This window comes from Rhodococcus globerulus (assembly GCF_019334125.1).
In the GTDB taxonomy this organism is placed as follows: Bacteria; Actinomycetota; Actinomycetes; order Mycobacteriales; family Mycobacteriaceae; genus Rhodococcus_F; species Rhodococcus_F globerula.
In genome coordinates this window covers 2,143,154-2,168,084 of record NZ_CP079698.1, presented here as the reverse complement: position 1 = coordinate 2,168,084, position 24,931 = coordinate 2,143,154, and the positions used below count along the sequence as shown (strand labels likewise).

Sequence of the window (24,931 nt, the reverse complement as noted above, 5' to 3'; positions counted from 1 at the left end):
GATGGCAGTTGAGCTCAGTCTCTCATCGCGAGATTTCCAAATAACAATCATTCGTGCTTGATTTTTATGGACCCGGGTGTGATGCTGGTCGCATGGCCGAACTTCAGACGTTCATCGATGACTTGCGGGCCGAAGGCGAGAGCCTCGACGCCCTGGTTGCGGATCTGCCCGAGGAGAAGTGGGCGACAATGACGCCCGCGGAAGGGTGGACCATCGCGCATCAGATCGGGCACCTGCATTGGACGGACAGTGCTGCGATCCTGGCTGTCACCGACCCGGACGGGTTCGCGGAGCAGTTGAAGGCGGCGTTCGTGAATCCGGCCGGGTTTGTCGACGACGGTGCTGCCGAGCAGGCAGCCCGCCCGCCCGCAGAGTTGCTCGCCGATTGGCGGGCGGGGCGCATTGCTCTCGTCGAGGCGCTCACCGCTGCCCCGGCCGGCACCAAGTTCCCCTGGTACGGCCCGCCCATGGGCGGTGTCTCCATGGCAACCGCGCGATTGATGGAGACGTGGGCGCACGGGCAGGACGTCGCCGACACACTCGGCGTCGAACGCGCTCCGACGGCGCGCATCAAGAACATCGCTCATCTGGGTGTGCGGACGCGGAACTTTGCGTACTCGGTCAACGAGAAGACGCCGCCCGCCGACGATTTCCGGGTGGAGTTGACGGCGCCGGACGGTTCGCTCTGGACCTGGGGGCCGGAAGATGCGCCGCAGAAGGTGACCGGGCCGGCGTTGGACTTCTGCCTGCTGGTCACCCAGCGCGCCAATCGCGCCGATCTCGATCTGGTTGCCGTTGGCGCCGACGCAGACGAGTGGTTGGGGTTTGCGCAGGCATTTGCCGGACCCGGCGGCGAGGGGCGAGCCGCCATCGGAGCGAGCGGTGAGGGACGAGAAGCGAAGGTGGACAGATGAGTTCGGTACGGATCGGTAATTGCTCCGGGTTCTACGGCGACCGCGTCTCGGCGATGCGCGAGATGCTCGAGGGCGGCGAACTCGACTACCTGACCGGCGACTATCTGGCCGAACTGACGATGCTGATCCTCGGCCGGGACCGGATGAAGGACCCGTCGCTCGGCTACGCGAAGACGTTCCTGCGACAGGTCGAGGACACCCTCGGCCTCGCGCTCGACAAGGGCGTGAAGATCGTCGCGAATGCCGGCGGCCTCAACCCGGCCGGACTGGCGGACGCGCTGCGCGAGGTCAACACCAGGCTGGGGTTGAACGCGAAGATCGCCCACGTCGAGGGTGACGATTTGATCTCTCGGGCAGACGAACTCGGACTCGGCTCCCCGCTGACGGCCAATGCGTACCTCGGCGCCTGGGGCATAGTCGAAGCCTTGTCGGCGGACGTCGATGTCGTGGTCACCGGTCGTGTCACCGATGCGTCGGTGATCGTCGGTCCAGCCGCTCATCACTTCGGTTGGAAGCGAGATGATTTCGATCAATTGGCCGGTGCTGTCGCGGCTGGCCACGTCATCGAGTGCGGAACCCAGGCCACCGGCGGCAACTACGCGTTCTTCACCGAGATTCCCAATCTGGGCCGTCCTGGCTTCCCGATCGCCGAGATCAACGCGGACGGATCCTCGGTCATCACCAAGCATTCCGGAACGGACGGCGAGGTGAGCGTCGGCACGGTGACGGCGCAGCTGTTGTACGAGATCACGGGCGGACGCTACGCAGGCCCGGATGTGACCACCCGTATCGACAACGCGGTGCTCACCCAGGAAGGCCCGGATCGGGTGCTGATCAGCGGAGTCACGGGCGAGGCTCCGCCGCCGCAGTACAAGGTCTCACTCAACACGCTGGCCGGGTTCCGCAACGAGGCCACGTTCATCCTCACGGGTCTCGACATCGAGGCCAAGGCCGATCTGGCGAAGACTCAACTCGAATCCTGGCTGACGAAGAAGCCCGCCGAACTGGTCTGGACTCTCGCTCGCACAGATCACCCGGATTCCGACACCGAGGAAACAGCGAGTGCGTTGCTGCGCTGCGTGGTTCGCGATTCCGACCCCAAGGTGATCGGTCGCCCCTTCTCCGCGGTTGCGGTGGAAATGGCACTCGCCAGTTACCCAGGCTTCTCGCTGACCGCGCCGCCGAGCAACGGACAACCGTACGGAGTGTTCACCCCCGGCTACGTCGACGCGGGATCGGTGCCTCACGTGGCCGTACTGCCAGACGGCACGCGGGTGGACATCGCTCCGTCGACGCTGACGCAGGACCTCGAACCTGTCGACGAACCTGAGCGTCCGGAGCCGTTGCCGCCACAGACTTCGCTCTCGGTGCCACTCGGCACGATCGCCGGTGCCCGTAGTGGCGACAAGGGTGGAAACGCCAACGTCGGCGTCTGGGTTCGCACGGACGATCAGTGGAAGTGGTTGGTGCACACTCTGTCCGTCGAGAAACTCAAGGAACTACTGCCCGAGGCGGCGGAGCTTACCGTCACTCGCTACCAGCTTCCGCACCTTCGTGCCGTCAACTTCGTGATCGAGGGAATCCTCGGTCAGGGTGTTGCCTCGCAGGCGCGGTTCGATCCGCAGGCCAAGGGAATTGGTGAATGGCTGCGCTCGCGCCACATCGACATCCCGATTTCGCTACTCCCCACAACTGACGAGAAAGAGGATTCACGGTGACCGTGTGGACCACACCGGAAAGGCTTGCGCTTCGCGAGACCGTACGCGGATTCGTGAACCAGGAGATTCTGCCGCACCTGACGCAGTGGGAGCGTGACGGCGAGATTCCCCGCGAATTGCACCGCAAGGCAGGCGCTCTCGGGCTCCTTGGGGCCAGTGCGCCCGAATCGGCCGGTGGTGAGGGCGGCGACGCCGTCGACTCCATCGTGATCTGTGAGGAGATGCATCAGGCAGGTGCGTCGGGCGGGCTGTTCGCTTCGCTGTTCACCTGCGGCATCGCGGTGCCGCACCTGATTGCGGCCGGCGACGAGGCGCAGATCGAGAAGTGGGTCAAGCCGACCCTGCGCGGCGACAAGATCGGCTCGCTCGCCATCACCGAGCCCGGCGGAGGCAGCGACGTCGGGCACCTGACAACCACAGCCAAGCGCGACGGCGATCATTACGTCGTGAACGGCGCCAAGACGTTCATCACCTCCGGCGTTCGAGCGGACTTCGTCGTCACCGCAGTGCGCACCGGTGGCCCCGGCGCGGGTGGTGTCTCACTGCTCGTGATCGAGAAGGGCACACCGGGATTCACCGTCTCGCGCAAACTCGAGAAGATGGGCTGGCGCGCGTCGGATACAGCGGAACTGTCCTTTGTCGACGCCCGGGTTCCGGTGGAGAATCTGGTCGGCGCAGAGAACAGCGGCTTCGCGCAGATCGCGCAGGCATTTGTCTCCGAGCGGGTCGCCCTCGCCGCCCAGGCGTATGCCAGTGCAGAACGTTGCCTGGAGCTGACCCTCGAATGGTGCCGCGCCCGCGAGACTTTCGGTCGACCCCTCATCAGTCGGCAGGCCGTGCAGAACACCGTCACCGAGATGGCCCGCAAGATCGACGTCGCCAAGGTGTACACGCATTCGGTGATCGAACGGCACATGGCCGGTGACGGCGATCTGATCGCCGAGGTGTGCTTCGCCAAGAACACGGCAGTCGAGACGGGCGAATGGGTTGCGAACCAAGCCGTTCAGCTGTTCGGCGGCCTCGGATACATGCAGGAAAGTGAAGTGGAGAGGCAGTACCGGGACATGCGAATTCTGGGAATCGGTGGCGGAACCACCGAAATCCTCACCGGCCTCGCGGCCAAGCGATTGGGGTATCAGTCATGAGTGTCATCCGGTCAACACTGGACACCAATTCCGAGGTGTACCAGACCGCAACATCGACCATGAACACCAAGCTCGCCGAGATCGAGGTCGAGCACGCCAAGGCGCTGGCGGGCGGCGGCGAGAAATACACCGAGCGGCACCACAAGCGAGGAAAACTCCTGGCACGCGAGCGGATCGAACTCCTGCTCGATCAGGATTCGCCGTTCCTCGAACTGTGTCCCCTCGCTGCGTGGGGGAGTGACTTCCCGGTCGGCGCCAGCACCGTGGTCGGTATCGGCGTCGTCGAAGGTGTCGAATGCCTGATCGTTGCCAACGATCCCACCGTGCGCGGCGGCACCAGCAACCCGTGGACGCTGCGTAAGGGATTCCGCGCCAACGACATCGCCATGCAGAACCGCCTTCCTGTCATCTCGCTGGTCGAGTCCGGCGGTGCAGACCTGCCGACGCAGAAGGAGGTGTTCATCCCGGGCGGGCGTATGTTCCGTGACCTTACACAGCTCTCCGCCGCCGGTATCCCCACCATTGCACTGGTCTTCGGTAACTCGACTGCCGGCGGCGCGTACATCCCGGGCATGTCCGACCACGTCGTGATGATCAAGGAACGCTCCAAGGTGTTCCTCGCAGGCCCGCCGTTGGTCAAGATGGCCACCGGTGAGGAATCCGACGACGAGGCACTCGGCGGCGCCGAAATGCACGCCCGCAAGTCGGGACTGGCCGACTACTTCGCAGTCGACGAGCAGGACGCGATCCGCATCGGGCGCTCGATCGTCAAGCGACTCAACTGGACCAAGAAGGGGCCGGCGCCCCGAGCAGAGATCATCGAACCGCTCGAGGATCCGGAAGAGTTGCTCGGCATCGTTCCGGCCGACCTGAAGATCCCCTTCGATCCGCGCGAGGTCATCGCCCGTATCGTCGACGGTTCCGACTTCGACGAGTTCAAGCCGCTCTACGGTTCCTCCCTCGTGACCGGCTGGGCCGAGCTCAACGGTTACCCGATCGGCATCCTGGCCAACGCCCGTGGAGTTCTCTTCAGCGAAGAGTCCCAGAAGGCCACGCAGTTCATCCAGCTTGCCAACCGCTCCAACACGCCGTTGCTGTTCCTACACAACACCACCGGCTACATGGTGGGTAAGGAATACGAGGAGGGCGGCATGATCAAGCACGGATCGATGATGATCAATGCAGTAGCCAACTCCAAGGTTCCGCACATCTCCATCCTGCTCGGAGCGTCGTACGGCGCCGGTCACTACGGCATGTGCGGACGGGCATTCGATCCGAGATTCCTCTTTGCCTGGCCCAGTTCCAAGTCCGCCGTCATGGGCGGTGCGCAGCTCGCCGGCGTCATCTCCATCGTGGGACGCGCTGCTGCCGAGGCCCGCGGCCAGGTTTTCGACGAGCAGGCTGATGCCGGCATGCGAGCGATGATCGAGAACCAGATCGAGGCCGAGTCACTTCCGATGTTCTTGTCCGGGCGTCTGTATGACGACGGCGTCATCGATCCCCGAGACACCCGCACCGTGGTGGGAATGTGCCTGTCGGCCATTGCCACCGCCCCGATCGAAGGCACCGAGAACTTCGGCGTCTTCCGTATGTGAGGCACGCCGTGACAATCACTTCAGTACTGGTCGCCAATCGTGGCGAAATCGCCCGCCGTGTCTTCGCAACCTGTCGGAAGAACGGAATCGGGACGGTTGCGGTTTTTTCCGACGCGGATGCCGACAGCCCGCACGTCTCCGAAGCCGATGCTTCGGTTCGCCTGCCGGGTAACACGCCTGCCGAGACCTACCTGCGGGGTGAGCTCATCATCGCCGCCGCCAAGGCTTCGGGCGCCGACGCGATTCACCCCGGCTACGGATTCCTCTCCGAGAACGCGGAGTTCGCGCGCAGCGTCATCGACGCGGGGCTGACGTGGATCGGTCCGCCCGTCGAATCCATCGAGCTCATGGGCTCGAAAGTCGAGTCCAAGAAGATCATGGACGCGGCCGGAGTTCCGGTGCTGTCCGAACTCGATCCCGCTGCGGTGACCGAAGCTCATCTGCCGGTGCTCATCAAGGCGTCGGCGGGCGGCGGCGGACGCGGAATGCGTGTCGTTCGTGAATTGTCGGCGCTGGAAGGCGAACTGGAAGCGGCGCGGCGTGAGGCGCAGTCCGCCTTCGGTGACCCGACTGTCTTCTGCGAGCGCTACCTCGAGACCGGTCGGCACATCGAGGTTCAGGTCATGGCCGACCGCCACGGTGGGGTGTGGGCGGTGGGGGAGCGCGAGTGCTCGATCCAGCGTCGGCATCAGAAGGTGGTCGAAGAGGCACCGTCGCCGCTCGTGCAACGCATCCCCGCCATGCGCGACAAGCTTTTCGACGCCTCGCGGCTCGCAGCCAACGCCATCGGCTACGAGGGAGCGGGAACCGTTGAATTCCTGGCTGACGAAAAGGGTGACTTCTTTTTTCTGGAGATGAACACTCGCCTGCAGGTGGAGCATCCCGTCACCGAGTGCACCACCGGACTCGATCTGGTGGAACTGCAATTGCAGGTCGCTTCAGGTGAAGTGCTTCCGGACGAGCAGCCGGAGATTCGCGGACATTCCATCGAGGTGCGCCTGTACGCCGAGGACCCCGCCAAGAACTGGCAACCGCAGAGCGGAACCGTTCACCACATCGAGTTGCCCGGTGACCCACAAGAATTCAGTGTTCTGCGTGAGCAGGGCGTTCGCCTCGACTCCGGCGTCGTCGACGGCAGTGTTGTCGGCGTCCACTACGACCCGATGTTGGCCAAGGTCATCTCGTACGCGCCGACGCGGACCGCAGCTGCCCGGCTGCTCGCGTCGACGCTGGCGCGCACCAGGATTCACGGCCTGCGCACCAACCGTGACCTGCTCGTCAATGTCCTGACTCACCCGGCCTTCATTGCCGGGGATACCGATACGGCGTTCTTCGAAACCCATGACCTCGAGAAGTTGTCAACGCCTCTGGCCGATACCGACGCCGAAAGGCTTTCGGCGTTGGCGGCGGCACTTGCCGATGCCGCGCACAACCGGGCGTCGGCGCGCGTCATCGGCCGCTTGCCCAGCGGGTGGCGCAACCTGCCGTCGCAGCCACAGAGCAAGAGCTACTCCACTGCGTCGGGCGACTACGACGTCCGCTACTCCCTGAGCCGAAGCGGCGTGCTGAGTGCAGAAGGGTTCGACGGCCTGAGCCTGGTATCGGCAACTGCTGCACAGGTAGTGCTCGAGCAGAGCGGAGTACGGCGTTCGTTCGACGTGGCGGCGTACGGGAGTGAGATTTTTGTCGACTCCTCGCTGGGGCCGGTCGCGTTGACGGCAGCACCGCGCTTCGTGGATCCGTCGGCGGAAGTCGCGGCTGGTTCGTTGCTCGCTCCGATGCCGGGATCGGTTATCCGCCTCGGTGCCGCACTCGGTGACACCGTCACTGCCGGCCAGCCGATTCTGTGGCTAGAGGCCATGAAGATGGAACACACAGTCACCGCGCCGACTGCCGGTGTCCTGGTAGAACTTCCGGTCGCCGTCGGCCAGCAGGTCGAGGTCGGATCGGTACTCGCACGTGTGGAAGAACCCGCTACAGAAGAGGACGCATGATGAGTTTCATCGAAACCGAAGAGCAGAAGGAACTGCGGGCATCCGTTTCCAAACTGGGTGAGCGCTTCAACTACGTCGACTACGTGCTGCCCAAGGCACGCAAGGGTGAGCCGCTCACCGAATTGTGGAACGAGGCGGGCAAACTCGGATTCCTGGGCGTCAACCTGCCCGAGGAATACGGCGGCGGCGGTGCTGGTATCTACGAACTCGCGCTGGTGCAGGAGGAATTGGCGGCGCAGGGTGCCGGTCTGCTCCTGGTTGTCGTCTCGCCGGCCATCTGCGGCACCATCATCGGCAAGTACGGCACTGCGGAGCAGAAGCAGCAGTGGCTGCCCAGCCTCGCCGACGGCTCCAAGATCATGGCGTTCGGAATCACCGAGGCCGACGCGGGTTCGAACTCACACCAGATCACGACGACGGCTCGTCGCGACGGCGAAGACTGGATCCTGAGCGGCAACAAGATCTACATCTCGGGCGTCGATCAAGCTGACGCAGTGCTCATCGTCGCGCGCACCGAGGACTCCAAGACCGGCAAGCTCAAGCCCGCTCTGTTCATCGTCCCCACGGATTCTCCCGGATTCGTGAAGACACAGATGGAGATGGATATCATCGAGCCGGACCACCAGTTCATCTTGTTCCTCGACGATGTACGGCTGCCGGCCGACGCTCTGGTCGGCGAAGCCGATGCCGCCCTGATGCAGTTGTTCGCCGGTCTCAACCCCGAGCGCATCCTGGGTGCATCGATGGCCATCGGAATGGGCCGTTACGCCCTGAACGCCGCGGTGAAGTTCGCCAACGAGCGCACGGTGTGGAAGACGCCGATCGGTGCCCACCAAGGTATTTCGCATCCCCTCGCGCAGGTGAAGATCGAACTCGAGCTCGCCAAGCTGATGATGCAGAAGGCCGCGGTCCTCTACGACAGTGGTGACGATTTCGGTGCTGCCGAAGCCGCGAACATGGCGAAGTACGCGGCTGCCGAGGCCAGCATCAAGGCACTCGATCAGGCGATCCAGACGCACGGCGGGGCGGGTCTGACGAAGGAATACGGACTGGCCGCCATGCTCGGCGCGGCTCGTATCGCCCGTGTCGCGCCGGTGAGCCGCGAGATGATCCTCAACTTCGTCTCGCAGCACTCTCTCGGTCTGCCTCGGTCTTACTAGACGGTCTCACTGGAAAGGGCGAAGCATGACGGACGAGGACAAGCCATACGTACGGTACGAAGTATCCGGTGGTGCGGCCACGATCACTCTCGACTCACCACACAACCGCAACGCGATTTCGACGCGGTTGGTCACGGAGTTGCAGGCTGGACTGACGTCGGCGGCCGCTGATCCGGCAGTTCGAGCAGTGGTGCTCACCCACACCGGTGGAACATTCTGTGCGGGAGCCGATCTCAGCGAAGCATCCGGGTCGTCCTTATCTCCGGAGGAGGCAGTCAAAGAGCGCGGGCGGGGGATGCTGACGCTCTTGCGCAGCATTCTCGAGCTGCCCAAGCCCGTGATCGGGCGCATCGACGGTCACGTCCGGGCCGGGGGGATGGGTCTTGTCGGGGCGTGCGACATCGTCGTCGCCGGACCGGCGAGCACCTTCGCGGTGACGGAATCACGATTGGGGTTGGCCGCGTCCATCATCTCGCTCACTGTTCTGCCGAGGCTCGATCAGCGATCTGCGAGCCGGTACCTGCTCACCGGAGAGAAGTTCGGACCGAACGAGGCCCACGCTATCGGGCTGGTGACGGAAGCGTCGCAGGGAACCGCCGAGTCGATCACTGAACTCTTGGTCACATTGCGTCAGTGCTCGCCACAGGGGCTGGCCGAATCGAAATGGCTCACGACCAGGCAGGTCCTGGCCGGATTCGACCGAGACGGCGAGGAGATGATCGCGCAGTCGGCGCGGCTGTTTTCCTCTGACGAGGCTCGTGAGGGCATGATGTCTTTCTTGCAGAAGCGTCCAGCAGCCTGGGCACAACAGAACGCACAGTAGAAGGGATGGCGGCGCGATGACTCGAGAACCCAAGCAGGACCGAAGTCGAGTCACGCGCTCCCACCTGCTCGAAGTGACGGTGGAGTGTCTCGCCGAACTCGGATGGGGTGCAACGACGATGAGCGTCGTCGCGCAGCGGGCCGGGGTGTCCCGTGGTGCCATGCAGCACCACTTCCCGACGCGTGAGGACCTGATCACCGCGGCACTCGAGGTGATGTTCGACGCCCGAATGGATCAGGCACGCAAAGAGTCCACCGACCTTCCCGCAGGTGCCGGTCGAACCGAGGCGATCATCTCCCGATTGGTCGAGTACTACACCGGCACTCTGTTCAAGGCAGCACTTCAGGTGTGGACAGCGGCAGCTTCCGACCCGGACTTGCGAGCGCGAGTGTTGCCACTCGAGGAACGGTTCGGGCGCATCGCGCACCGCATGGCCGTCGAGAGTCTTGGCGCCGACGACGCAGATCCGACGACGCACCGTCTGGTGCAGGCGACCCTTGACCTTGCCCGAGGGCTGGGGTTGGCAGATGTCTTGACCGACGACTCGCGTCGACGGTCCGAGGTGGTCAGAACGTGGGCGGCGCAACTCGACTCGACTCTCGTGCGTGTGTCAGCGCCGGTGTCGTGATCGCGCAGCTCTGATCCCGGAAGTACAGTCACCTGCATGCCGCGCCGCAGAGCCCTGTCCTTCAGTACCCCGTTGGTGGTCGCTGCTGCGGTGCTGGTGTCGGTTACCGGCTGTGGGGCCGACGACGGCACAGCGGAACAGTCCACAGGTTCAGCGCCCACCGCCCAGGCAGCAACCGATCCCGGTCCGATGTTCGCAGAATGCGGATCGGTGACGGATGAGGAGGTGGTCGCGGCTTTCGGGCTCGCGTTCACCGATGTCACCAGAAACGGTGTCGGCTGTGAATGGACGGTTGCCGGTTCGTTGGGACCAAGCGTCGCGTTCTCCTGGTACCGCGGCAGCCCGATCGGCCGCGAGCGCGCCGGTTCCGACCTTCTCGGTCGACCTGCCGCCGACATCACGATCGAGGGCCACTCCGGTTTCATCGCGTCGCGAGAAGGCGTTCTGTGCGAGTTGGGTATTTCGTTCGGGGGCGATTTTGTCCATTGGTCGGTGAACTACGGCTCCGCGAACTCCGGGCTTGTCGCCCCGCCTGCCGATCCGTGTGTTGTCGGGAAGAGCCTGATGGAACTCACTGTCTCGAGGGCACAGTGAGTCGCGCACGGGCGGCGGCGCTTGGCGCGTCGTTGATCCTGCTGACGGGGTGCGGTTCGACAGTGACGGGAACGCCGCTGGCCGAGGGCGGCTATCAGGGCAGTAGCAGCGAGAAGTTCGCCAACATCCTGCAGGAATGTGAAGCGGTGTCCGACCCGCAGATCGCGGCGGCAATCGGCGCCGACGGCGTCGACCGTGGTTTCTACGGGGCAATCTGTCGGTGGGACGGGGTTGGCGGCGCAGGTCCGGTCCATGTCACGTTCAACTGGTTCGAGACCGGCACCACCGATCACGAGGTCGCCGCATTCGAGCATCTCGGATATGTGGTCGAGAAGATCACCGTCAAGGGCAGTGACGCCTACCTCGTGCGGCAACCGGCGGATCCACAAAGCTGTGGCATCACCGCCGGCGCTCCGGCCGGGGGAGTGTTCGGTTGGTGGGTGCGCCAGCCGGCCGGCGGCATGGATGCGTGCGCGGGAGCCACTAAACTCGGAGAACTGACGCTCAACGTCAGTATTTGAACCTGCTGTCGAACCTGGTCGTTGCTGTGAGTTCCGTATCACTTCAGGCTCATTTTGACCACATAGCACGCTGGCAGGTATCGTTATGGGTCGTGTCCGGCATGCCCGGGCCGATCTGTGTGCCTAGCTAGGTATTGCCGTGCGCACGTTCGAGCAGTTATTGCTTCAGAACGAGCATCCGGCTGCCTGTGTGGGGGTATGCGACACGCCCGACCTCGGGTGCAGAGCGAGGCGCATTTGCGCAGCGCAGCAGTATCAGAGGTGGGTGAGGAGCAGCAGCTATCTTGCTCCAACTGCTAGATCCCTAATTTCAGAACAGCCAAGGTTGCTTCGAGCAGTCTGTTCCGACGTAGAAAGCCGGTAAATGCCAACCATCAACCAGCTGGTCCGCAAGGGTCGCCGCGACAAGACCGCCAAGGTCAAGACGGCAGCCCTCAAGGGCAGCCCGCAGCGTCGTGGCGTGTGCACTCGCGTGTACACCACCACCCCCAAGAAGCCGAACTCCGCTCTCCGTAAGGTCGCTCGCGTTCGCCTGACGACTTCGGTCGAGGTCACCGCGTACATCCCCGGTGAAGGCCACAACCTTCAGGAGCACTCCATGGTGCTCGTCCGTGGCGGTCGTGTGAAGGACCTCCCGGGTGTCCGTTACAAGATCATCCGCGGCTCCCTCGACACCCAGGGTGTCAAGGGTCGCAAGCAGGCACGCAGCCGCTACGGCGCCAAGAAGGAGAAGAGCTAATGCCACGTAAGGGCCCCGCTCCGAAGCGCCCGCTCATCAACGACCCGGTTTACGGTTCCCCGTTGGTGACGCAGCTCGTCAACAAGATCCTGCTGGACGGCAAGAAGTCCACCGCAGAGCGAATCGTGTACCAGGCTCTCGAGCAGGCACGCGAGAAGACCGGCACCGATCCGGTCGTCACGCTCAAGCGCGCCCTGGACAACGTCAAGCCTGCACTCGAGGTTCGTAGCCGCCGCGTTGGTGGCGCTACCTACCAGGTGCCGGTCGAGGTTCGTCCCGGTCGTTCCACCACGCTGGCACTGCGCTGGCTGGTCACCTTCTCGCGTGCACGTCGTGAGAAGACCATGGTCGAGCGTCTCGCCAACGAGCTCCTCGATGCCAGCAATGGCCTCGGTGCAGCTGTGAAGCGTCGCGAAGACACTCACAAGATGGCCGAAGCCAACAAGGCATTCGCCCACTACCGCTGGTGATGTAAGCGTCGGAGCAACTGCCATCGGGTGGGTGCTCCGACGCTGTCGCCGTTGGCGACCTGATCACATCGGCCGGTTAATTCCGGACAGAGGTGGTCGGGTTGCCGCGGCAGAGACATAATTGAAAGACCATGGCCTTGACGGTGGAACACACCGGATACGGCCGACACCCGAAAAACCAAGCAACGAGCGGGGAAGAAACCTGTGGCACAGGAAGTGCTGACTGACCTGAACAAGGTCCGCAACATCGGCATCATGGCGCACATCGATGCCGGCAAAACCACCACCACCGAGCGCATCCTGTTCTACACCGGTGTCAATTACAAGATCGGTGAGACGCACGACGGTGCGTCGACGACGGACTGGATGGAGCAGGAGAAGGAACGCGGCATCACGATCACGTCTGCCGCCGTGACTTGCTTCTGGAACAACAACCAGATCAACATCATCGATACCCCCGGCCACGTCGACTTCACGGTCGAGGTGGAGCGGTCGCTGCGCGTGCTCGACGGCGCAGTTGCTGTGTTCGACGGTAAAGAGGGTGTCGAGCCGCAGTCCGAGCAGGTGTGGCGTCAGGCTGCCAAGTACGACGTTCCGCGTATCTGCTTCGTCAACAAGATGGACAAGATGGGCGCGGATTTCTACTTCACCGTGCAGACCATCATCGACCGTCTCGGCGCGAAGCCGCTCGTTCTCCAGCTGCCCATCGGCGCTGAGGACGACTTCGACGGCGTCGTCGACCTGGTCGAGATGCGTGCCATCACGTGGCGCGGCGTAGTTCCGACCGGTGCACTGCCGACCATCGAAGAGATCCCCGCGGATCTCGTCGAGAAGGCTGCAGAGTACCGCGAGAAGCTGCTCGAAACCGTTGCCGAGTCCGACGAAGCTCTCATGGAGAAGTACTTCGGCGGCGAAGAGCTCACGGTCGAGGAAATCAAGGGCGCCATCCGCAAGATGACGGTCGCTTCCGAGCTGTACCCGGTTATCTGTGGCTCCGCGTTCAAGAACAAGGGCGTTCAGCCCATGCTCGACGCAGTCATCGACTACCTGCCCAACCCGCTGGATATCGGCGAGGTTGTCGGACACAAGCTCAATGACGAAGAAGTAGAGATCACTCGCAAGCCGAGCAAGGAAGAGCCGTTCTCGGCTCTCGCCTTCAAGATCGCTGCTCACCCGTTCTTCGGCAAGCTGACCTTCGTCCGCGTGTACTCGGGTCGTATCGATCCGGGCGCACAGGTGCTCAACGCAACCAAGGGCAAGAAGGAGCGCATCGGAAAGCTCTTCCAGATGCACGCCAACAAGGAGAACCCGGTAGAAGAGGCCGTAGCCGGCCACATCTACGCGATGATCGGCCTCAAGGACACCACCACCGGTGACACCTTGTGCGATCAGGCGAACCCCATCGTCCTCGAGTCGATGTCGTTCCCCGCACCGGTCATCCAGGTCTCCATCGAGCCCAAGACCAAGTCCGACCAGGAAAAGCTGGGCGTCGCGATCCAGAAGCTCGCCGAAGAGGATCCGACCTTCTCGGTCGAACTCGACGACGAGACCGGTCAGACCGTCATCGGCGGCATGGGCGAGCTCCACCTCGACATCCTCGTCGACCGCATGCGTCGCGAGTTCAAGGTCGAGGCCAACGTCGGCAAGCCGCAGGTTGCGTACCGCGAGACCATCACCAAGACGGTCGAGAAGCACGACTACACCCACAAGAAGCAGACGGGTGGCTCGGGCCAGTTCGCAAAGGTCATCATCGCTCTGGAGCCTTTCGTGGGCGAAGACGGTGCTACCTACGCATTCGAGAACAAGGTCTCCGGCGGACGTATCCCGCGCGAGTACATCCCCTCCGTGGATGCAGGCGCACAGGACGCGATGCAGTACGGTGTTCTCGCCGGCTACCCGCTCGTGAACCTGAAGCTGTCGCTGCTCGATGGTGCTTACCACGACGTCGACTCCTCGGAAATGGCGTTCAAGGTTGCCGGTTCGCAGGCGCTGAAGGAAGCCGCCCGCAAGGCCGGCCCCGTCATTCTCGAACCCCTTATGGCTGTCGAGGTCACAACGCCCGAGGAGTACATGGGCGACGTGATCGGCGATATCAACTCCCGCCGTGGCCAGATTCAGGCCATGGAGGAACGCAGTGGTGCCCGTGTCGTGAAGGCGCTGGTTCCGCTCTCGGAGATGTTCGGTTACATCGGTGACCTGCGGTCCAGGACCCAGGGCCGGGCGAACTTCTCCATGGTGTTCGATTCCTACGCAGAGGTTCCCGCGAACGTCTCGAAGGAAATCATCGCCAAGGCGACGGGCGAGTAAGTAGTAAGTACTGCGAGCTCCCCAGCCCGCGCCGGTAAGTAACCTCGGTTGCTTTCGGCACGAAGCACGACCAAGTAATAACCAACCGCACTGCTGCATACGGCAAGCAATTATCAGTCCAGGAGGACAAAAGTGGCGAAGGCGAAGTTCGAGCGGACGAAGCCGCACGTGAACATCGGCACCATCGGTCACGTCGACCACGGCAAGACCACGACGACGGCGGCCATCACCAAGGTGCTTGCGGATGCTTTCCCCGACCTGAACGAGGCTTCGGCCTTCGATCAGATCGACAAGGCTCCCGAGGAAAAGGCTCGTGGCATCACGATCAACATCTCGCATGTTGAGTACCAGACGGACAAGCGCCACTACGCGCACGTCGATGCACCGGGTCACGCCGACTACATCAAGAACATGATCACCGGCGCGGCTCAGATGGACGGCGCTATCCTCGTCGTTGCAGCCACCGATGGCCCGATGCCCCAGACGCGCGAGCATGTCCTGCTCGCTCGCCAGGTTGGCGTTCCGTACATCCTCGTCGCCCTGAACAAGGCCGACATGGTTGACGACGAAGAGATCCTCGAGCTCGTCGAGATGGAGGTCCGCGAACTGCTGGCCGCTCAGGAATTCGACGAGGACGCCCCGGTCATCCCGATCTCGGCACTCAAGGCACTCGAGGGCGACGAGAAGTGGACCCAGTCCATCCTCGACCTCATGGCTGCAGTCGACGAGTCCATCCCGACTCCGGTTCGTGAGACCGAGAAGCCCTTCCTCATGCCTGTCGAGGATGTCTTCACGATCACCGGCCGTGGCACCGTTGTCACCGGTCGTATCGAGCGTGGCGTTGTCAACGTGAACGAGGAGGTGGAGATCGTCGGCATCAAGGAGACCTCCACCAAGACCACCGTCACGGGCATCGAAATGTTCCGCAAGCTGCTCGACTCGGGCCAGGCCGGCGACAACGTCGGACTGCTCGTTCGTGGCATCAAGCGCGAAGATGTCGAGCGTGGACAGGTTGTCGTCAAGCCGGGCACCACGACTCCCCACACGGAGTTCGAGGGCCAGGCATACATCCTGTCGAAGGACGAGGGCGGCCGCCACACCCCGTTCTTCAACAACTACCGCCCGCAGTTCTACTTCCGTACCACGGACGTTACGGGCGTCGTGACGCTGCCTGAGGGCACCGAGATGGTCATGCCCGGTGACAACACCGAGATGTCCGTCAAGCTCATCCAGCCTGTCGCCATGGACGAGGGCCTGCGCTTCGCAATTCGCGAAGGCGGCCGTACGGTCGGCGCCGGCAAGGTTTCCAAGATCATCAAGTGAGACTCTTGTCTTGCTAGTTGATTCATAGCTCTGCACAGAAAGGCGCTCATTCCCTTCGGGGAGTGAGCGCCTTTCTTGTTGTTGTACTTGTTTTCCGGTGGTGGTCTGCCTGCTCGGGAACCGGAGCCAGACCTACTGCGCGGCGTCCACTCGATGGAGGTGCAGTAGTACCTGCACCGCAACATCAGAACCGTCGAGGTTGCGGCGCGTTGTCGACGCGATGTCCTCGGCGCGGGTGGTGAAGTCGACGACGTTGATTCCGGGATCGGCGTTGACCACTACGGAGAGTGTCGGGAGCCCACGGTCTACGGTGGCTCGTCCCTTAGCGGCACGGACACCGGGCAAATGTGCGAGTTCAGCTGCAACACCATCGGCGATCGGACCGAGATCAACACTGATTTCGGTGCCGGACTGTGCATGTCGGAGTGTTATTGCTCGGGCGCGGCGCAGCCGAAGATTGAGATACAGCAAGCCGAAGCCGGCAATCACGCAGAAGACAAAAGTTCCGGTGAGAACCCAATGCCACCAGGGCTGCTCGGGAATTCCGAGGAGTGTCGGTCGATCCAGCCGTGACACCCACGTCCGGATCAGACGGACGCCGGCATCCCAGGCGATGATGTACGCACCGGCGACGACGAGAGCAATGCCGATGATCAGCACAACGATTCGGTCGAGCGCGGCTATGTAGCGGTTCACGATTCGACCTTCTGCTTTGCTGCGATTTCTCGGGCGAGAACGGTCAGACGGACGGGGCGCTGTAGGACGTCGAGGTGCGGTTGAACTGCTGTTTCGACGGCCGTGATCAGTGCGTCGCGATCCCCGCCGACGGTATCGATATGGACCTTGGCGTGTTTGCGGTCGACGGTGGTGTGGGCGCGTTCGACGCCGGGCACCGTTGCGGCTTGTCCGCTGCACATGCGGGCAATGTCGGTCGGGCGCATCCAGACGGTACCGGCATTCGGGTTCCCTAGTGGCACATGGGTTTTAGCACGTCGCTTCATCGCCGTCATGATCAGGACGACCCCGGCGACTACCGCTGCGATTGCCGTCGGTAGTAGCCACGTCTGCCAGTGCAATCGTGATGCCCATTCAACGGAGTTCGCGATCCACGGCGCAGATTCGAAGGTGCCGCGATTGATGAACCATTCACGTGAGACCACAAAAGCAAGCGCGAGCAGTCCGAACGCGATCACTACTGCCGATACCGCTGCGGCGGGTGCGGCGGCAGGCGTGCGAGGGGGAGTCCACTGCGAAACCGGTTGCTCGGCAGTGTCTTCGGGAATGCTGATGCCCGGTACGGCGCCCTCTTCGGGGACCGTGGTTGCCGCAATCAGAACGTTCATTTCGTGCAGCGGGTAGCCGGTGAGGGATTCGACACTCGTGGCGACCTCGTTGTGCACGCGACCTGTCAGTTCGACAACAGAGCACGGCCAGTTGACCGCAAGAAAGAGATTGACGGATACGGCGTCGGACCCCATCGCGATGTCTGCCCGCGGCAGTTCCCGTCCGGTCAACTTGCTGAGTCCGCCGGTTTGCCGGACAACTCCGGGGACCGTGATCGCGGCGGCTGTGGCGATTTTCGACATCGCGCGGTCCTTGATGACCAGTACGCCGCGAAGGCCGGGGTCAACGGGGTCCGGTGTTGATGTGCCCGCCGTGGGGGTGGGTGTGGTGGACTCAGCCACGGCCACGGCTTCGGAGGATGGCGCCGAGGTCGAGGTGACCGTCGCGATGCGCGCCGATCGCCATACCGGCTGCTCCGAGTAGGACGGCAAAAAGGAATCCGCTGAACCCGCCCAGAATTCCGGCGAGGGCGAGGAGCAGACCGACCAGCAGGCCGACTGTCGTGCTGTTCACATCAGTTCCTTTCTTCGATGAGGGGTGCGAGCTGATCGTCAGGGTGGCTGACGTCGCCGACGGTGACGGTGATCGGTACGTCGACGACCTGCCCGACCGCGTCGCGGACGTGTTGAGCGACAGTCACGACGTTTGCCGGGTAAGCGACGGATATGTGTACGTTGCAACCGTTTTCGTCGATGACCACGCCGGTGACGCGCTTGCCCGGGAGGTAGGTTCCGACTTCGCCGAACTCGCCGCCGTGCAGTGCGGCGACACCGTGAACCGCCAGCGCGGCGTCGGCGACGGTTTCGGCTGCCAAACCGAGATCGATCCGTTGGGGACCGCTCACTGAACTCTCGGCTTCGCTTCCGCTTCGGTGCCCGGGTTCTCGGATTCGCCGAAGAGCATGACGTCGAAGACGGTGATGTTGACTTCGGTGACTTCGAGGCCGGTCATTCTTTCGACGGCCGCGATGACGTTGCGCCTGATTCCGAGCGCCAATTCGTGGAGGGCGACGCCGTATTCGGCGACGATTCCGATGTCGATCGCGGCCTGCTTCTCGCCGACCTCGACGGCCACGCCCTGCGCGTGATTGACGCGTGCACCAGGGATGCGGTCGCGGAGTGCGCCGACGGCGCGTGCGGTACCGCCGCCGACGTCGTACACGCCGTTGATCTCGCGGGTGGCTATGCCGGCGATCTTGGCGACCACGGCGTCCGCAATGATCGTTTTGCCCTGCGTGCTGTGGAGCGCGGCGCCGCCGTCCGCGCCGAACTGGACGCTGCTGCTTCCACTGGAATCGCTGGTCATGCGGTGCTCCCTGCTCGAGTTTCAGTGTGTGCGTCTCACCTGTCATCAACTCTAGTGACAACCACTGCTTCCCAGCGGGTGCACCACACCTACGTCCGAATTTGGTATGACAGAGTCTGACGTGAATACGTGACGGCTCTCATAGTGGGCGCCGATAGTGACGCAAGATCAGACGGGTGGGTGTGTGGTGGCACGGATTGTGATCGTGGGCGCAGGTTTGTCGGGGCTACGAGCCGCGGAGGAGCTGCGGCGCGCCGGTTTCGTGGGCGAGATAGTCCTCGCGGGCGGTGAGGCGCATCTGCCGTACGACCGTCCGCCGCTGTCGAAGGAAGTCATCCGCGGAGACAAGGACGAGACGACTCTGCGTCCGGCGGAGTTCTTCACCGAGAACGCGATCGACCTGAAGCTCGGTTCACCAGCACTCTCGGTGGATACCGCATCCAAGACCGTCGCGTTTGCCGACGGTTCGGAGCTGACGTACGACGATCTGATCATCGCCACGGGACTGACCCCAAGGCGCATCGGCGGTCTGCCTGAGCTTTCAGGCGTGCACGTCCTGCGTTCCATCGAGGAAGCACTCGCTCTGCGCGCGGACCTTGCGCCGGGCAAGCGAGCGCTGATCGTCGGTGCCGGTTTCATCGGCTGTGAGTTGGCGTCGAGCATGAAGTCGCACGGAGTTGACGTCGTTCTGCTCGAACCGCAACCGACACCGCTTGCATCGGTACTGGGCACGACGGTCGGTGCTCTGGTGGAGCGACTGCACCGAGACGCGGGCATCGACGTCCGGGTTGGCGTCGGGCTCGAGACTCTGTCCGGCGACGGCGTCGTCGACACCGCTGTTCTCGGTGACGGTTCCGAAATTGCCGTCGACGTGGTCGCCATCGGCGTCGGATCATTGCCGGTGACGGATTGGCTTGCAGATTCCGGGATCGAACTCGGCAACGGAGTGCTGTGCGACGCGGTGGGCCGGACAAGTGTCGAGAACGTGTGGGCGATCGGTGACGTGGCCGCATGGACGATCGGGGAAGCGCGCAAGCGCGTCGAACACTGGAGCAACGCCGGGGATCAGGCAAAGATCCTTGCCGGTGCGTTGACCGGTACCGGTGACGCGAATGCGCCCGCGCAGGTTCCGTATTTCTGGAGCGATCAATACGACGTGAAGATTCAGGCGCTGGGAACGGTGTCGTCCACCGATCAGGTGCATATCGTCAAGGACGACGGCCGCAAGTTTGTCGCCTACTACGAGCGTGACGGAGTGTTGGCAGCCGTAGTCGGCTGTGGCAGTCCTGCGGCGGTGATGAAGATGCGCGCGAAGATCGCCGCGGGTACTCCGATCGCCGAAGTGCTGGAAGCCGCAGCAGTGTGAGTTGCCCCAGCAGTGTGAGTTGACGGACAGGCGGGCGAGCTGATGCGGCTCGGTCGGGTTCGGGACGCTAGATTTGTTCGGTGATCGTTGCGCTCATCGACTCGGGTCTAGGTTTGCTCCCGACTTCCGCTTGGCTTCGCCGCCTGCGTCCCGAATTGGATCTGGTGTTGTCCTTGGATCCTGACGGCGCACCATGGGGGCCGAAGCCTGCGCCGTGGGTGATCGACCGGGTGCTCGGTGCTGCGGCGCGAAGTCTCGACCGGGGCGCGGAGGTCATCGTGCTGCCATGCAATACGGCGAGTGTGACGGCGCTCGAGCATGTCCGCGAGCTGGTCGGGCCTGGTATTCCCGTAATCGGGACGGTACCGGCAATCAAACCAGCGGCTGCCGTGTGTGAGTCGGTGGCGATCTGGGCTACGGCGGCAACCACGGCCAGCCGCTATCAGGCAGATCTGATCGCCGAATTCGCGGATGGAACCGAGGTAGTCGGCGTCGCGTGCCACGGCCTCGCCGACGCCATCGACCGAGGCAACCGAGCGGGCGCCTTGGCCGCGATCAGCGACGCCGCGGCCCGGACACCAGACGGTGTGCAAGGTGTTGTTCTTGGCTGCACCCATTACCCGTTGTTGCGGGACGAGATTGTTGCCGCGCTGCCCGAAGGCGTCTTGCTCTTCGACAGCGCCGAGGCCGTCGCAAGGCAGACACTGCGCCGTATCGACGCAGCTGAGATGGACACTTCAGTTGGTTCCGGGACGGTCGAGGTGTTCGTGAGCGGACGCCCCGGCAGCCTTCCGTCCAGCGCCGAAGCATTCGACGCCGGACGGTTGTTGGGAGCAATAAGGGCCTGAGTACTCAGTGGGCGGCCACTCCGTGGTCACTGCTCTAATGGGCGGCCACTCCGTGGTCGCCGTGATGCATTCTGGCGGCCATCATCGGCATCGCACTCACTGCCACCACTACGGTGAGGACTCCGACAACCCAGGCTGTCCAGGCTGCGCCTTCGAGGGCGTGGAAGTTCATGACCCAGGGGGAGATGAACATCAGAACGCCGAAGACACCCATCGCGTAGTCGGCGACGGCCATGTCCGGTCGTGCCATGTGAGCCAGGCCGGCGAGTGCAACGAGCACACCCAGGACGATCAGTGACCACATAGCCCGGTCGTTGGTGGTCAACCAGATCGGCGACAGTGCGGCAAAGACACCGAGAACCACGGCTACGGCATCCTGCATTCGATTCCACGACTTCATGGCGAAACCTCCTCGAGCGAAAAGATTCTTTCACTCTCGAGTAGACGCCTTCCTGAGGTCGAGTTCAACTCTCCGACAATTGCATTCGGGTTGCAGTTACCCGCAGGCATGGCCGGTTTGTATCAAGATTTGTGATCAGAGGTGCGGGCCGCGACCAGGCCGCGCGGGGCGGTGGCTGCGATGTGGCCGGAGAGCGCCATCAGCGTGAGTGTGGTGAAGGCCAGTGCGGTTGTGAGCATGGTTTCAGTGTTGCCGACCAGGCTGTGCCTATCTGGGGCGTTCGATGTGAGGACGCTGTGAGTTGTGAGATCGTGTCGGCATGGGTGATCTGAGTGCTCGTGCGGTGTGCGAGGCGTTGGCCGACCTGTCCGATCCGAAGGATGCTGTTCACCTTCAGCGGTTCTTCAAGACCGGGCCGGGGGAGTACGGCGAAGGCGACGTCTTCATCGGCGTTCGGGTGCCCAAGACACGGACTGTGGTCAAGCGGTTCGGCGGTCTCGAGTTGAGCGAAGTGCGTGTGCTGCTCGACAGCGAAGTTCACGAGTATCGTCTCGCCGGCCTGTTGATTCTGGTGGCGCAGTTCGAAAAGGCAAGCAGGCAGAGGTCTTTCGACGCCGAAGCTCGACGCACGATTGCCGAGTTCTACCTCGACGCGGTGGAGCGTGGGCGGGTGAACAACTGGGACCTGGTCGATTCGTCGGCCGGTCAGATTCTCGGCGGATGGTTGTTCGATCGGAACCGAAGCTTGGTGTTCGAGCTCTCGGATTCGGGCGACCTGTGGCGTCGGCGAGTGGCGCTGTTGACCACGTACGGCTTCATCACGCGGGGCGACGCGTCGACAACTCTCGAGCTCGCGGCGTCCGTCCTCGACGATCGTCGTGATCTGACGCAGAAAGCGATGGGCTGGATGCTGCGTGAGGTGGGCAAACGCGTCGACCGGGGTTTGTTGACCGGGTTCCTGGAGTTGCATGCGCACGACATGGGTCGTACCGCATTGAGCTATGCGTGTGAGCACCTCAGTGCGGAGGAGCGGACGCATTTTCGGTCGCTCCGTGCGCCGGTGTGAGACTTTGCCGTAACGGTCTGTGACACGATCGAGAGGTGCAGGCCTCCTCAGCTCGACTAGTTACAGCGACAACCATCGCGTCGATGCTCGCGGCAGCATGCGTGGTGCTGGCATATCTGGTGTACGTCGTGCGAGCCGTCGAACCTGTCGATTTCCTCGTCTATCGCTACGCTGTCGAGAAGTTTGCCAGTGGCGGTGACATCTATTCCGGGAACTTGTTCGGTCCGATGATCGAGCCTGAGGGAATGCCGTTCACCTACACGCCGTTTGCAGTGTTGTTGTTGTGGCCGACAGCGTTTTTCGACTGGTGGACTGCGTACCTTCTGTGGTCGCTTCTGTGCATTCTGCTGGTGGCGTGGACGGTTGCGCGCTTCACTCCGAGGTGGGTTCGCTTGCGGCCGTTGGTGATGGCGGCACTTCTGATCGGGGTGTCGGTGACACCGACGGTCAGCGCGCACATCTCATTCGGTCAGGTAAATCTGTTGTTGATGGCACTGGTGCTGTTCGACATCACTCGAGATGACAATTCGATTCTCGGCCGGTATTTCCCGCGTGGACTGTTGATCGGCGTTGCGACCGCGATCAAGCTGACTCCGGGGTTGTTCGTCGTCTACTTCGTGGTGACACGGCAATGGCGACTGGCGATCTGGAGTTCAGTGGGTGCGGCCGCTGCCACTGTTGCTGCCGCACTGGTTGATCCGGCGCTGAGCAGAACCTTCTGGACCGAAGTCGTGTGGAGTTTGAGTGGCCGCGTGGATCTTACGGGCGAGGCGATTGCCAGTTCGGGTAACGGCTCGCTGCAGGGCACTCTGGCTGCGCTGGGTTCCTGGACGGATGCGGTGGTGATGCCGTTGATCGTGCTGGTCGGCGCAGCGGCACTGTGGATTGCGAGGCGGATATACCTCGACGGCCGTAGCGTCGACGCGGCACTGGTGATCGGGTTGAGCGCGCCGATTCTGTCGCCGATCAGCTGGATTCATCACTGGGTGTACCTGATCCCGGCGGCGGTCACGATACTGTTCCGGCTGCGTTCGCGTCGTGGTGTCGCGGTTTTCGTTGCAGCTCTGGTGGTGGTCTATTGCGGACCGAGTATGGGACAGCAGTTGATGGACGCGTCGGCGCTGCTCGTGCCGGTCGGAGCGATCTTGCGGGAGGGTTTCATCCTGGTCAGCGCAGCGGCAATTGTTGCTTTGTGGCAGATGCGGCCACGGCCGGACACTGTGTTCGGGCAGAATTCGGCGTTCGGGGAAAACGATTCGGCCCCCGAATCCGAAGGGAATCAGGGGCCGAACAGTATCGAAGAATCCGGTGTCAGAACTCGATCTTGAGGCTGTCGGATACAGGCTTTGCCTGGCATCCGAGAATGTATCCGTTTGCGATGTCCTCGGCGTCGAGGATCTCGGAGTTGTCCATCTGCACTTCGCCTTCGGTGACGGTGCAGGCGCAGGAGCCGCATTCACCTTCCTGGCAGGAGTACGGCACGTCGAGGCCCTTGGCGAGCATGATGTCGACGAGGGTCTGCTTGCGGGGCCAGACGAGGGTATGGGTTTCGCCGTCCAGTTCGACCTCGACTGTGGCGGCGTCGGCTGCTTCCTCGTCGGTGACCTCGGCGAGCTCCACGTCCTTGAACGGGTCGCCGGCGAGTGAATTGAAGACCTCGGCGTGGACCTGTGTGCGGGGCATGCCGGCTTCGGCGAGTGCGTTGTGCACGGCGTCCATGAAGGGGCCGGGGCCACACATGAAGGCTTCGTAGGCGACAAACGGCTTGGCCAGCGTTGCCAGCTGCGAAACGACCGGGAGTCCCTGGACCGATTCGATCCAGTGGATGACGGTCAGGCGACCGGCGTACTTCGTTGCGAGTTCGCGAAGCTCCGCGCCGAAGATGACGGACTTCTCGTCACGGTTGGCGTACACGAGGACAACGTTGCCGCTGCCCTGGGTGAGAGCGGACTTGAGGATCGAGATCACCGGAGTGATGCCGCTGCCCGCGCCGAAGAGCAGGAAATCGTGATCGAGCGACTTGGGGGTGAACACACCGGACGGCGGCAGCACTTCGATGGTGTCGCCGACCTGAACCTTGTCGCACAGCCAATTGGAACCATAGCCGTCGACGGTTCGCTTGACGGTCACCTTGGGGGCGTCGTCGGTGAACGGTGAACTGGCCAGGGAGTAGCACCGGGCAACGGAACCGGTCTGGTCGCTGGGGATGCGCAGGGTGAGGAACTGTCCGGGCTTGTAGTCGAACTTGCCCTTCAGGTCTGCGGGGATCTCGAAAACCAGCGACCGGGCGTCCGAAGTCTCTTCCACGACTCCGGACACGGTGAGTACCGCCGATCGCGAGCTGTGCGGTACCTCGACTGTCGTCATCGCGAAGCAAGTCCTCTCGTGAAGCTGGGTAATGCGCAGGTCAGTGAAATGCTGCAGGTAGAACATGTTCTAGTTCAATGCTAGCAGTGATGAAAAGCTACTGGGGATCCTAGTCGCGCGGCAAAACGTTCCCGATCAGCGGGAATCAGACCGATCGTGATGGGGGCGCCTGGCGGGCCGGGGCGGTCACAACCTGCCCGAATGGGCGGTTCGGGGGCGGCGTCCGGGCGGTAATCGCAGCGAATTGTGGGTTCGGGCTGTCGGCCGGTCCACAGTGGAGTGCAGATGAGATGCCGATCACAAA

At 63.0% G+C, this 24,931-nt stretch carries 25 protein-coding genes; 18 read left to right on the top strand and 7 right to left on the bottom strand.

The window, feature by feature from the left end; all coding sequences use genetic code 11:
• Nucleotides 1-92: 92 nt before the first annotated feature.
• The 14 genes from KYT97_RS09770 (at nucleotide 93) to tuf (ending at nucleotide 15,931) form a co-directional block, all read left to right on the top strand.
• Nucleotides 93-914, top strand: coding sequence for a TIGR03084 family metal-binding protein (locus KYT97_RS09770; protein WP_172936269.1), 822 nt, complete (start codon nucleotides 93-95; stop codon nucleotides 912-914).
• Nucleotides 911-2,632, top strand: coding sequence for an acyclic terpene utilization AtuA family protein (locus tag KYT97_RS09765; protein ID WP_219112163.1), 1,722 nt, complete (start codon nucleotides 911-913; stop codon nucleotides 2,630-2,632). Before KYT97_RS09770 ends, KYT97_RS09765 begins: the two co-directional genes overlap by 4 nt.
• On the top strand, nucleotides 2,629-3,777 hold the full coding sequence (locus KYT97_RS09760) for an acyl-CoA dehydrogenase family protein (RefSeq protein ID WP_042921024.1): 1,149 nt from the start codon (nucleotides 2,629-2,631) through the stop codon (nucleotides 3,775-3,777). The genes KYT97_RS09765 and KYT97_RS09760 overlap by 4 nt, the downstream gene beginning before the upstream one ends.
• Entirely contained in the window at nucleotides 3,774-5,372 is a 1,599-nt protein-coding gene (locus KYT97_RS09755) for an acyl-CoA carboxylase subunit beta (protein WP_219112162.1), read from the top strand. The genes KYT97_RS09760 and KYT97_RS09755 overlap by 4 nt, the downstream gene beginning before the upstream one ends.
• A gap of 8 nt (nucleotides 5,373-5,380) precedes the next feature.
• Entirely contained in the window at nucleotides 5,381-7,366 is a 1,986-nt protein-coding gene (locus KYT97_RS09750) for an acetyl/propionyl/methylcrotonyl-CoA carboxylase subunit alpha (RefSeq protein WP_219112161.1), read from the top strand.
• Nucleotides 7,366-8,526, top strand: coding sequence for an acyl-CoA dehydrogenase family protein (locus KYT97_RS09745; protein WP_033236424.1), 1,161 nt, complete (start codon nucleotides 7,366-7,368; stop codon nucleotides 8,524-8,526). The genes KYT97_RS09750 and KYT97_RS09745 overlap by 1 nt, the downstream gene beginning before the upstream one ends.
• 25 nt (nucleotides 8,527-8,551) lie before the next feature.
• A complete protein-coding gene (locus KYT97_RS09740; protein ID WP_116101691.1) occupies nucleotides 8,552-9,349 on the top strand; it encodes an enoyl-CoA hydratase family protein in 798 nt (265 codons plus the stop codon).
• A 16-nt stretch (nucleotides 9,350-9,365) separates the two neighbouring features.
• Nucleotides 9,366-9,977, top strand: coding sequence for a TetR/AcrR family transcriptional regulator (locus tag KYT97_RS09735; RefSeq protein WP_033236422.1), 612 nt, complete (start codon nucleotides 9,366-9,368; stop codon nucleotides 9,975-9,977).
• A 36-nt stretch (nucleotides 9,978-10,013) separates the two neighbouring features.
• A complete protein-coding gene (locus tag KYT97_RS09730; protein ID WP_219112160.1) occupies nucleotides 10,014-10,571 on the top strand; it encodes a DUF3558 domain-containing protein in 558 nt (185 codons plus the stop codon).
• Nucleotides 10,568-11,092 carry a DUF3558 domain-containing protein gene (locus tag KYT97_RS09725; protein WP_116101688.1) on the top strand — a complete coding sequence of 175 codons (525 nt, stop codon included), beginning with the start codon at nucleotides 10,568-10,570 and terminating at the stop codon, nucleotides 11,090-11,092. Before KYT97_RS09730 ends, KYT97_RS09725 begins: the two co-directional genes overlap by 4 nt.
• 364 nt (nucleotides 11,093-11,456) lie before the next feature.
• The gene (gene rpsL / locus KYT97_RS09720; protein ID WP_003941908.1) at nucleotides 11,457-11,831 is read left to right on the top strand and encodes a 30S ribosomal protein S12; all 375 of its coding nucleotides are present in this window, start codon (nucleotides 11,457-11,459) and stop codon (nucleotides 11,829-11,831) included.
• Complete coding sequence (gene rpsG, locus KYT97_RS09715; RefSeq protein ID WP_003941856.1) at nucleotides 11,831-12,301, top strand: 30S ribosomal protein S7; 471 nt, start codon at nucleotides 11,831-11,833, stop codon at nucleotides 12,299-12,301. Before rpsL ends, rpsG begins: the two co-directional genes overlap by 1 nt.
• 204 nt (nucleotides 12,302-12,505) lie before the next feature.
• Nucleotides 12,506-14,608: an elongation factor G gene (fusA, locus tag KYT97_RS09710; RefSeq protein ID WP_033236420.1), complete on the top strand. Its 2,103-nt coding sequence runs from the start codon at nucleotides 12,506-12,508 to the stop codon at nucleotides 14,606-14,608.
• A 132-nt stretch (nucleotides 14,609-14,740) separates the two neighbouring features.
• Nucleotides 14,741-15,931 carry an elongation factor Tu gene (tuf, locus tag KYT97_RS09705; RefSeq protein ID WP_033236419.1) on the top strand — a complete coding sequence of 397 codons (1,191 nt, stop codon included), beginning with the start codon at nucleotides 14,741-14,743 and terminating at the stop codon, nucleotides 15,929-15,931.
• Between the two features lie 132 nt (nucleotides 15,932-16,063).
• On the opposite strand, the gene KYT97_RS09700 is transcribed toward tuf, so the two are convergent.
• From KYT97_RS09700 to KYT97_RS09680, 5 genes are read right to left on the bottom strand one after another with little or no spacing between them, the layout of a single operon-like run.
• Nucleotides 16,064-16,627 carry a hypothetical protein gene (locus KYT97_RS09700; protein ID WP_219112159.1) on the bottom strand — a complete coding sequence of 188 codons (564 nt, stop codon included), beginning with the start codon at nucleotides 16,625-16,627 and terminating at the stop codon, nucleotides 16,064-16,066.
• Complete coding sequence (locus tag KYT97_RS09695; protein WP_033236417.1) at nucleotides 16,624-17,622, bottom strand: DUF6286 domain-containing Asp23/Gls24 family envelope stress response protein; 999 nt, start codon at nucleotides 17,620-17,622, stop codon at nucleotides 16,624-16,626. Before KYT97_RS09695 ends, KYT97_RS09700 begins: the two co-directional genes overlap by 4 nt.
• Complete coding sequence (locus KYT97_RS09690) at nucleotides 17,609-17,788, bottom strand: hypothetical protein (protein WP_033236416.1); 180 nt, start codon at nucleotides 17,786-17,788, stop codon at nucleotides 17,609-17,611. The genes KYT97_RS09695 and KYT97_RS09690 overlap by 14 nt, the downstream gene beginning before the upstream one ends.
• 1 nt (nucleotide 17,789) lies before the next feature.
• A complete protein-coding gene (locus tag KYT97_RS09685; RefSeq protein ID WP_245006062.1) occupies nucleotides 17,790-18,119 on the bottom strand; it encodes an Asp23/Gls24 family envelope stress response protein in 330 nt (109 codons plus the stop codon).
• Entirely contained in the window at nucleotides 18,116-18,580 is a 465-nt protein-coding gene (locus KYT97_RS09680; RefSeq protein WP_045070913.1) for an Asp23/Gls24 family envelope stress response protein, read from the bottom strand. The genes KYT97_RS09685 and KYT97_RS09680 overlap by 4 nt, the downstream gene beginning before the upstream one ends.
• A gap of 187 nt (nucleotides 18,581-18,767) precedes the next feature.
• Here KYT97_RS09680 and KYT97_RS09675 point away from each other — a divergent pair, with 187 nt between their 5' ends.
• Both KYT97_RS09675 and KYT97_RS09670 read left to right on the top strand, forming a co-directional pair.
• Nucleotides 18,768-19,946, top strand: a complete 1,179-nt coding sequence (locus KYT97_RS09675) for an NAD(P)/FAD-dependent oxidoreductase (protein ID WP_245006156.1) — start codon at nucleotides 18,768-18,770, stop codon at nucleotides 19,944-19,946.
• 80 nt (nucleotides 19,947-20,026) lie between these two features.
• Nucleotides 20,027-20,794 carry a glutamate racemase gene (locus KYT97_RS09670; RefSeq protein ID WP_219112158.1) on the top strand — a complete coding sequence of 256 codons (768 nt, stop codon included), beginning with the start codon at nucleotides 20,027-20,029 and terminating at the stop codon, nucleotides 20,792-20,794.
• A 34-nt stretch (nucleotides 20,795-20,828) separates the two neighbouring features.
• Here the strand turns inward: KYT97_RS09670 and KYT97_RS09665 are convergent, their stop codons facing one another.
• Nucleotides 20,829-21,194, bottom strand: a complete 366-nt coding sequence (locus KYT97_RS09665; protein WP_033236413.1) for an SPW repeat domain-containing protein — start codon at nucleotides 21,192-21,194, stop codon at nucleotides 20,829-20,831.
• Between the two features lie 319 nt (nucleotides 21,195-21,513).
• On the opposite strand from KYT97_RS09665, the gene KYT97_RS09660 reads away from it, so the two are divergent.
• Entirely contained in the window at nucleotides 21,514-22,260 is a 747-nt protein-coding gene (locus tag KYT97_RS09660) for a DNA alkylation repair protein (protein ID WP_219112157.1), read from the top strand.
• Between the two features lie 83 nt (nucleotides 22,261-22,343).
• Nucleotides 22,344-23,588 (top strand): glycosyltransferase family 87 protein, encoded by a 1,245-nt coding sequence (locus KYT97_RS09655; protein ID WP_219112156.1) that lies wholly within the window; start codon nucleotides 22,344-22,346, stop codon nucleotides 23,586-23,588.
• Here the strand turns inward: KYT97_RS09655 and KYT97_RS09650 are convergent.
• Nucleotides 23,572-24,627, bottom strand: a complete 1,056-nt coding sequence (locus tag KYT97_RS09650) for a ferredoxin--NADP reductase (RefSeq protein WP_092801912.1) — start codon at nucleotides 24,625-24,627, stop codon at nucleotides 23,572-23,574. The two genes, KYT97_RS09655 and KYT97_RS09650, sit on opposite strands and share 17 nt — an antisense overlap.
• Nucleotides 24,628-24,931 lie beyond the last annotated feature (304 nt).

Excerpts from the sequence above, each read along its gene's own strand:
- KYT97_RS09770 (WP_172936269.1), top strand. The coding sequence starts at position 93 with ATGGCCGAACTTCAGACGTTCATCGATGACTTGCGGGCCGAAGGCGAG.
- KYT97_RS09765 (WP_219112163.1), top strand. The coding sequence starts at position 911 with ATGAGTTCGGTACGGATCGGTAATTGCTCCGGGTTCTACGGCGACCGC.
- KYT97_RS09755 (WP_219112162.1), top strand. The coding sequence starts at position 3,774 with ATGAGTGTCATCCGGTCAACACTGGACACCAATTCCGAGGTGTACCAG.
- KYT97_RS09745 (WP_033236424.1), top strand. The coding sequence starts at position 7,366 with ATGAGTTTCATCGAAACCGAAGAGCAGAAGGAACTGCGGGCATCCGTT.
- KYT97_RS09740 (WP_116101691.1), top strand. The coding sequence starts at position 8,552 with ATGACGGACGAGGACAAGCCATACGTACGGTACGAAGTATCCGGTGGT.
- KYT97_RS09735 (WP_033236422.1), top strand. The coding sequence starts at position 9,366 with ATGACTCGAGAACCCAAGCAGGACCGAAGTCGAGTCACGCGCTCCCAC.
- KYT97_RS09730 (WP_219112160.1), top strand. The coding sequence starts at position 10,014 with ATGCCGCGCCGCAGAGCCCTGTCCTTCAGTACCCCGTTGGTGGTCGCT.
- rpsL (WP_003941908.1), top strand. The coding sequence starts at position 11,457 with ATGCCAACCATCAACCAGCTGGTCCGCAAGGGTCGCCGCGACAAGACC.
- rpsG (WP_003941856.1), top strand. The coding sequence starts at position 11,831 with ATGCCACGTAAGGGCCCCGCTCCGAAGCGCCCGCTCATCAACGACCCG.
- KYT97_RS09680 (WP_045070913.1), bottom strand. The coding sequence starts at position 18,580 with ATGACCAGCGATTCCAGTGGAAGCAGCAGCGTCCAGTTCGGCGCGGAC.
- KYT97_RS09665 (WP_033236413.1), bottom strand. The coding sequence starts at position 21,194 with ATGAAGTCGTGGAATCGAATGCAGGATGCCGTAGCCGTGGTTCTCGGT.
- KYT97_RS09660 (WP_219112157.1), top strand. The coding sequence starts at position 21,514 with ATGGGTGATCTGAGTGCTCGTGCGGTGTGCGAGGCGTTGGCCGACCTG.
- KYT97_RS09655 (WP_219112156.1), top strand. The coding sequence starts at position 22,344 with ATGCTCGCGGCAGCATGCGTGGTGCTGGCATATCTGGTGTACGTCGTG.
- KYT97_RS09650 (WP_092801912.1), bottom strand. The coding sequence starts at position 24,627 with ATGACGACAGTCGAGGTACCGCACAGCTCGCGATCGGCGGTACTCACC.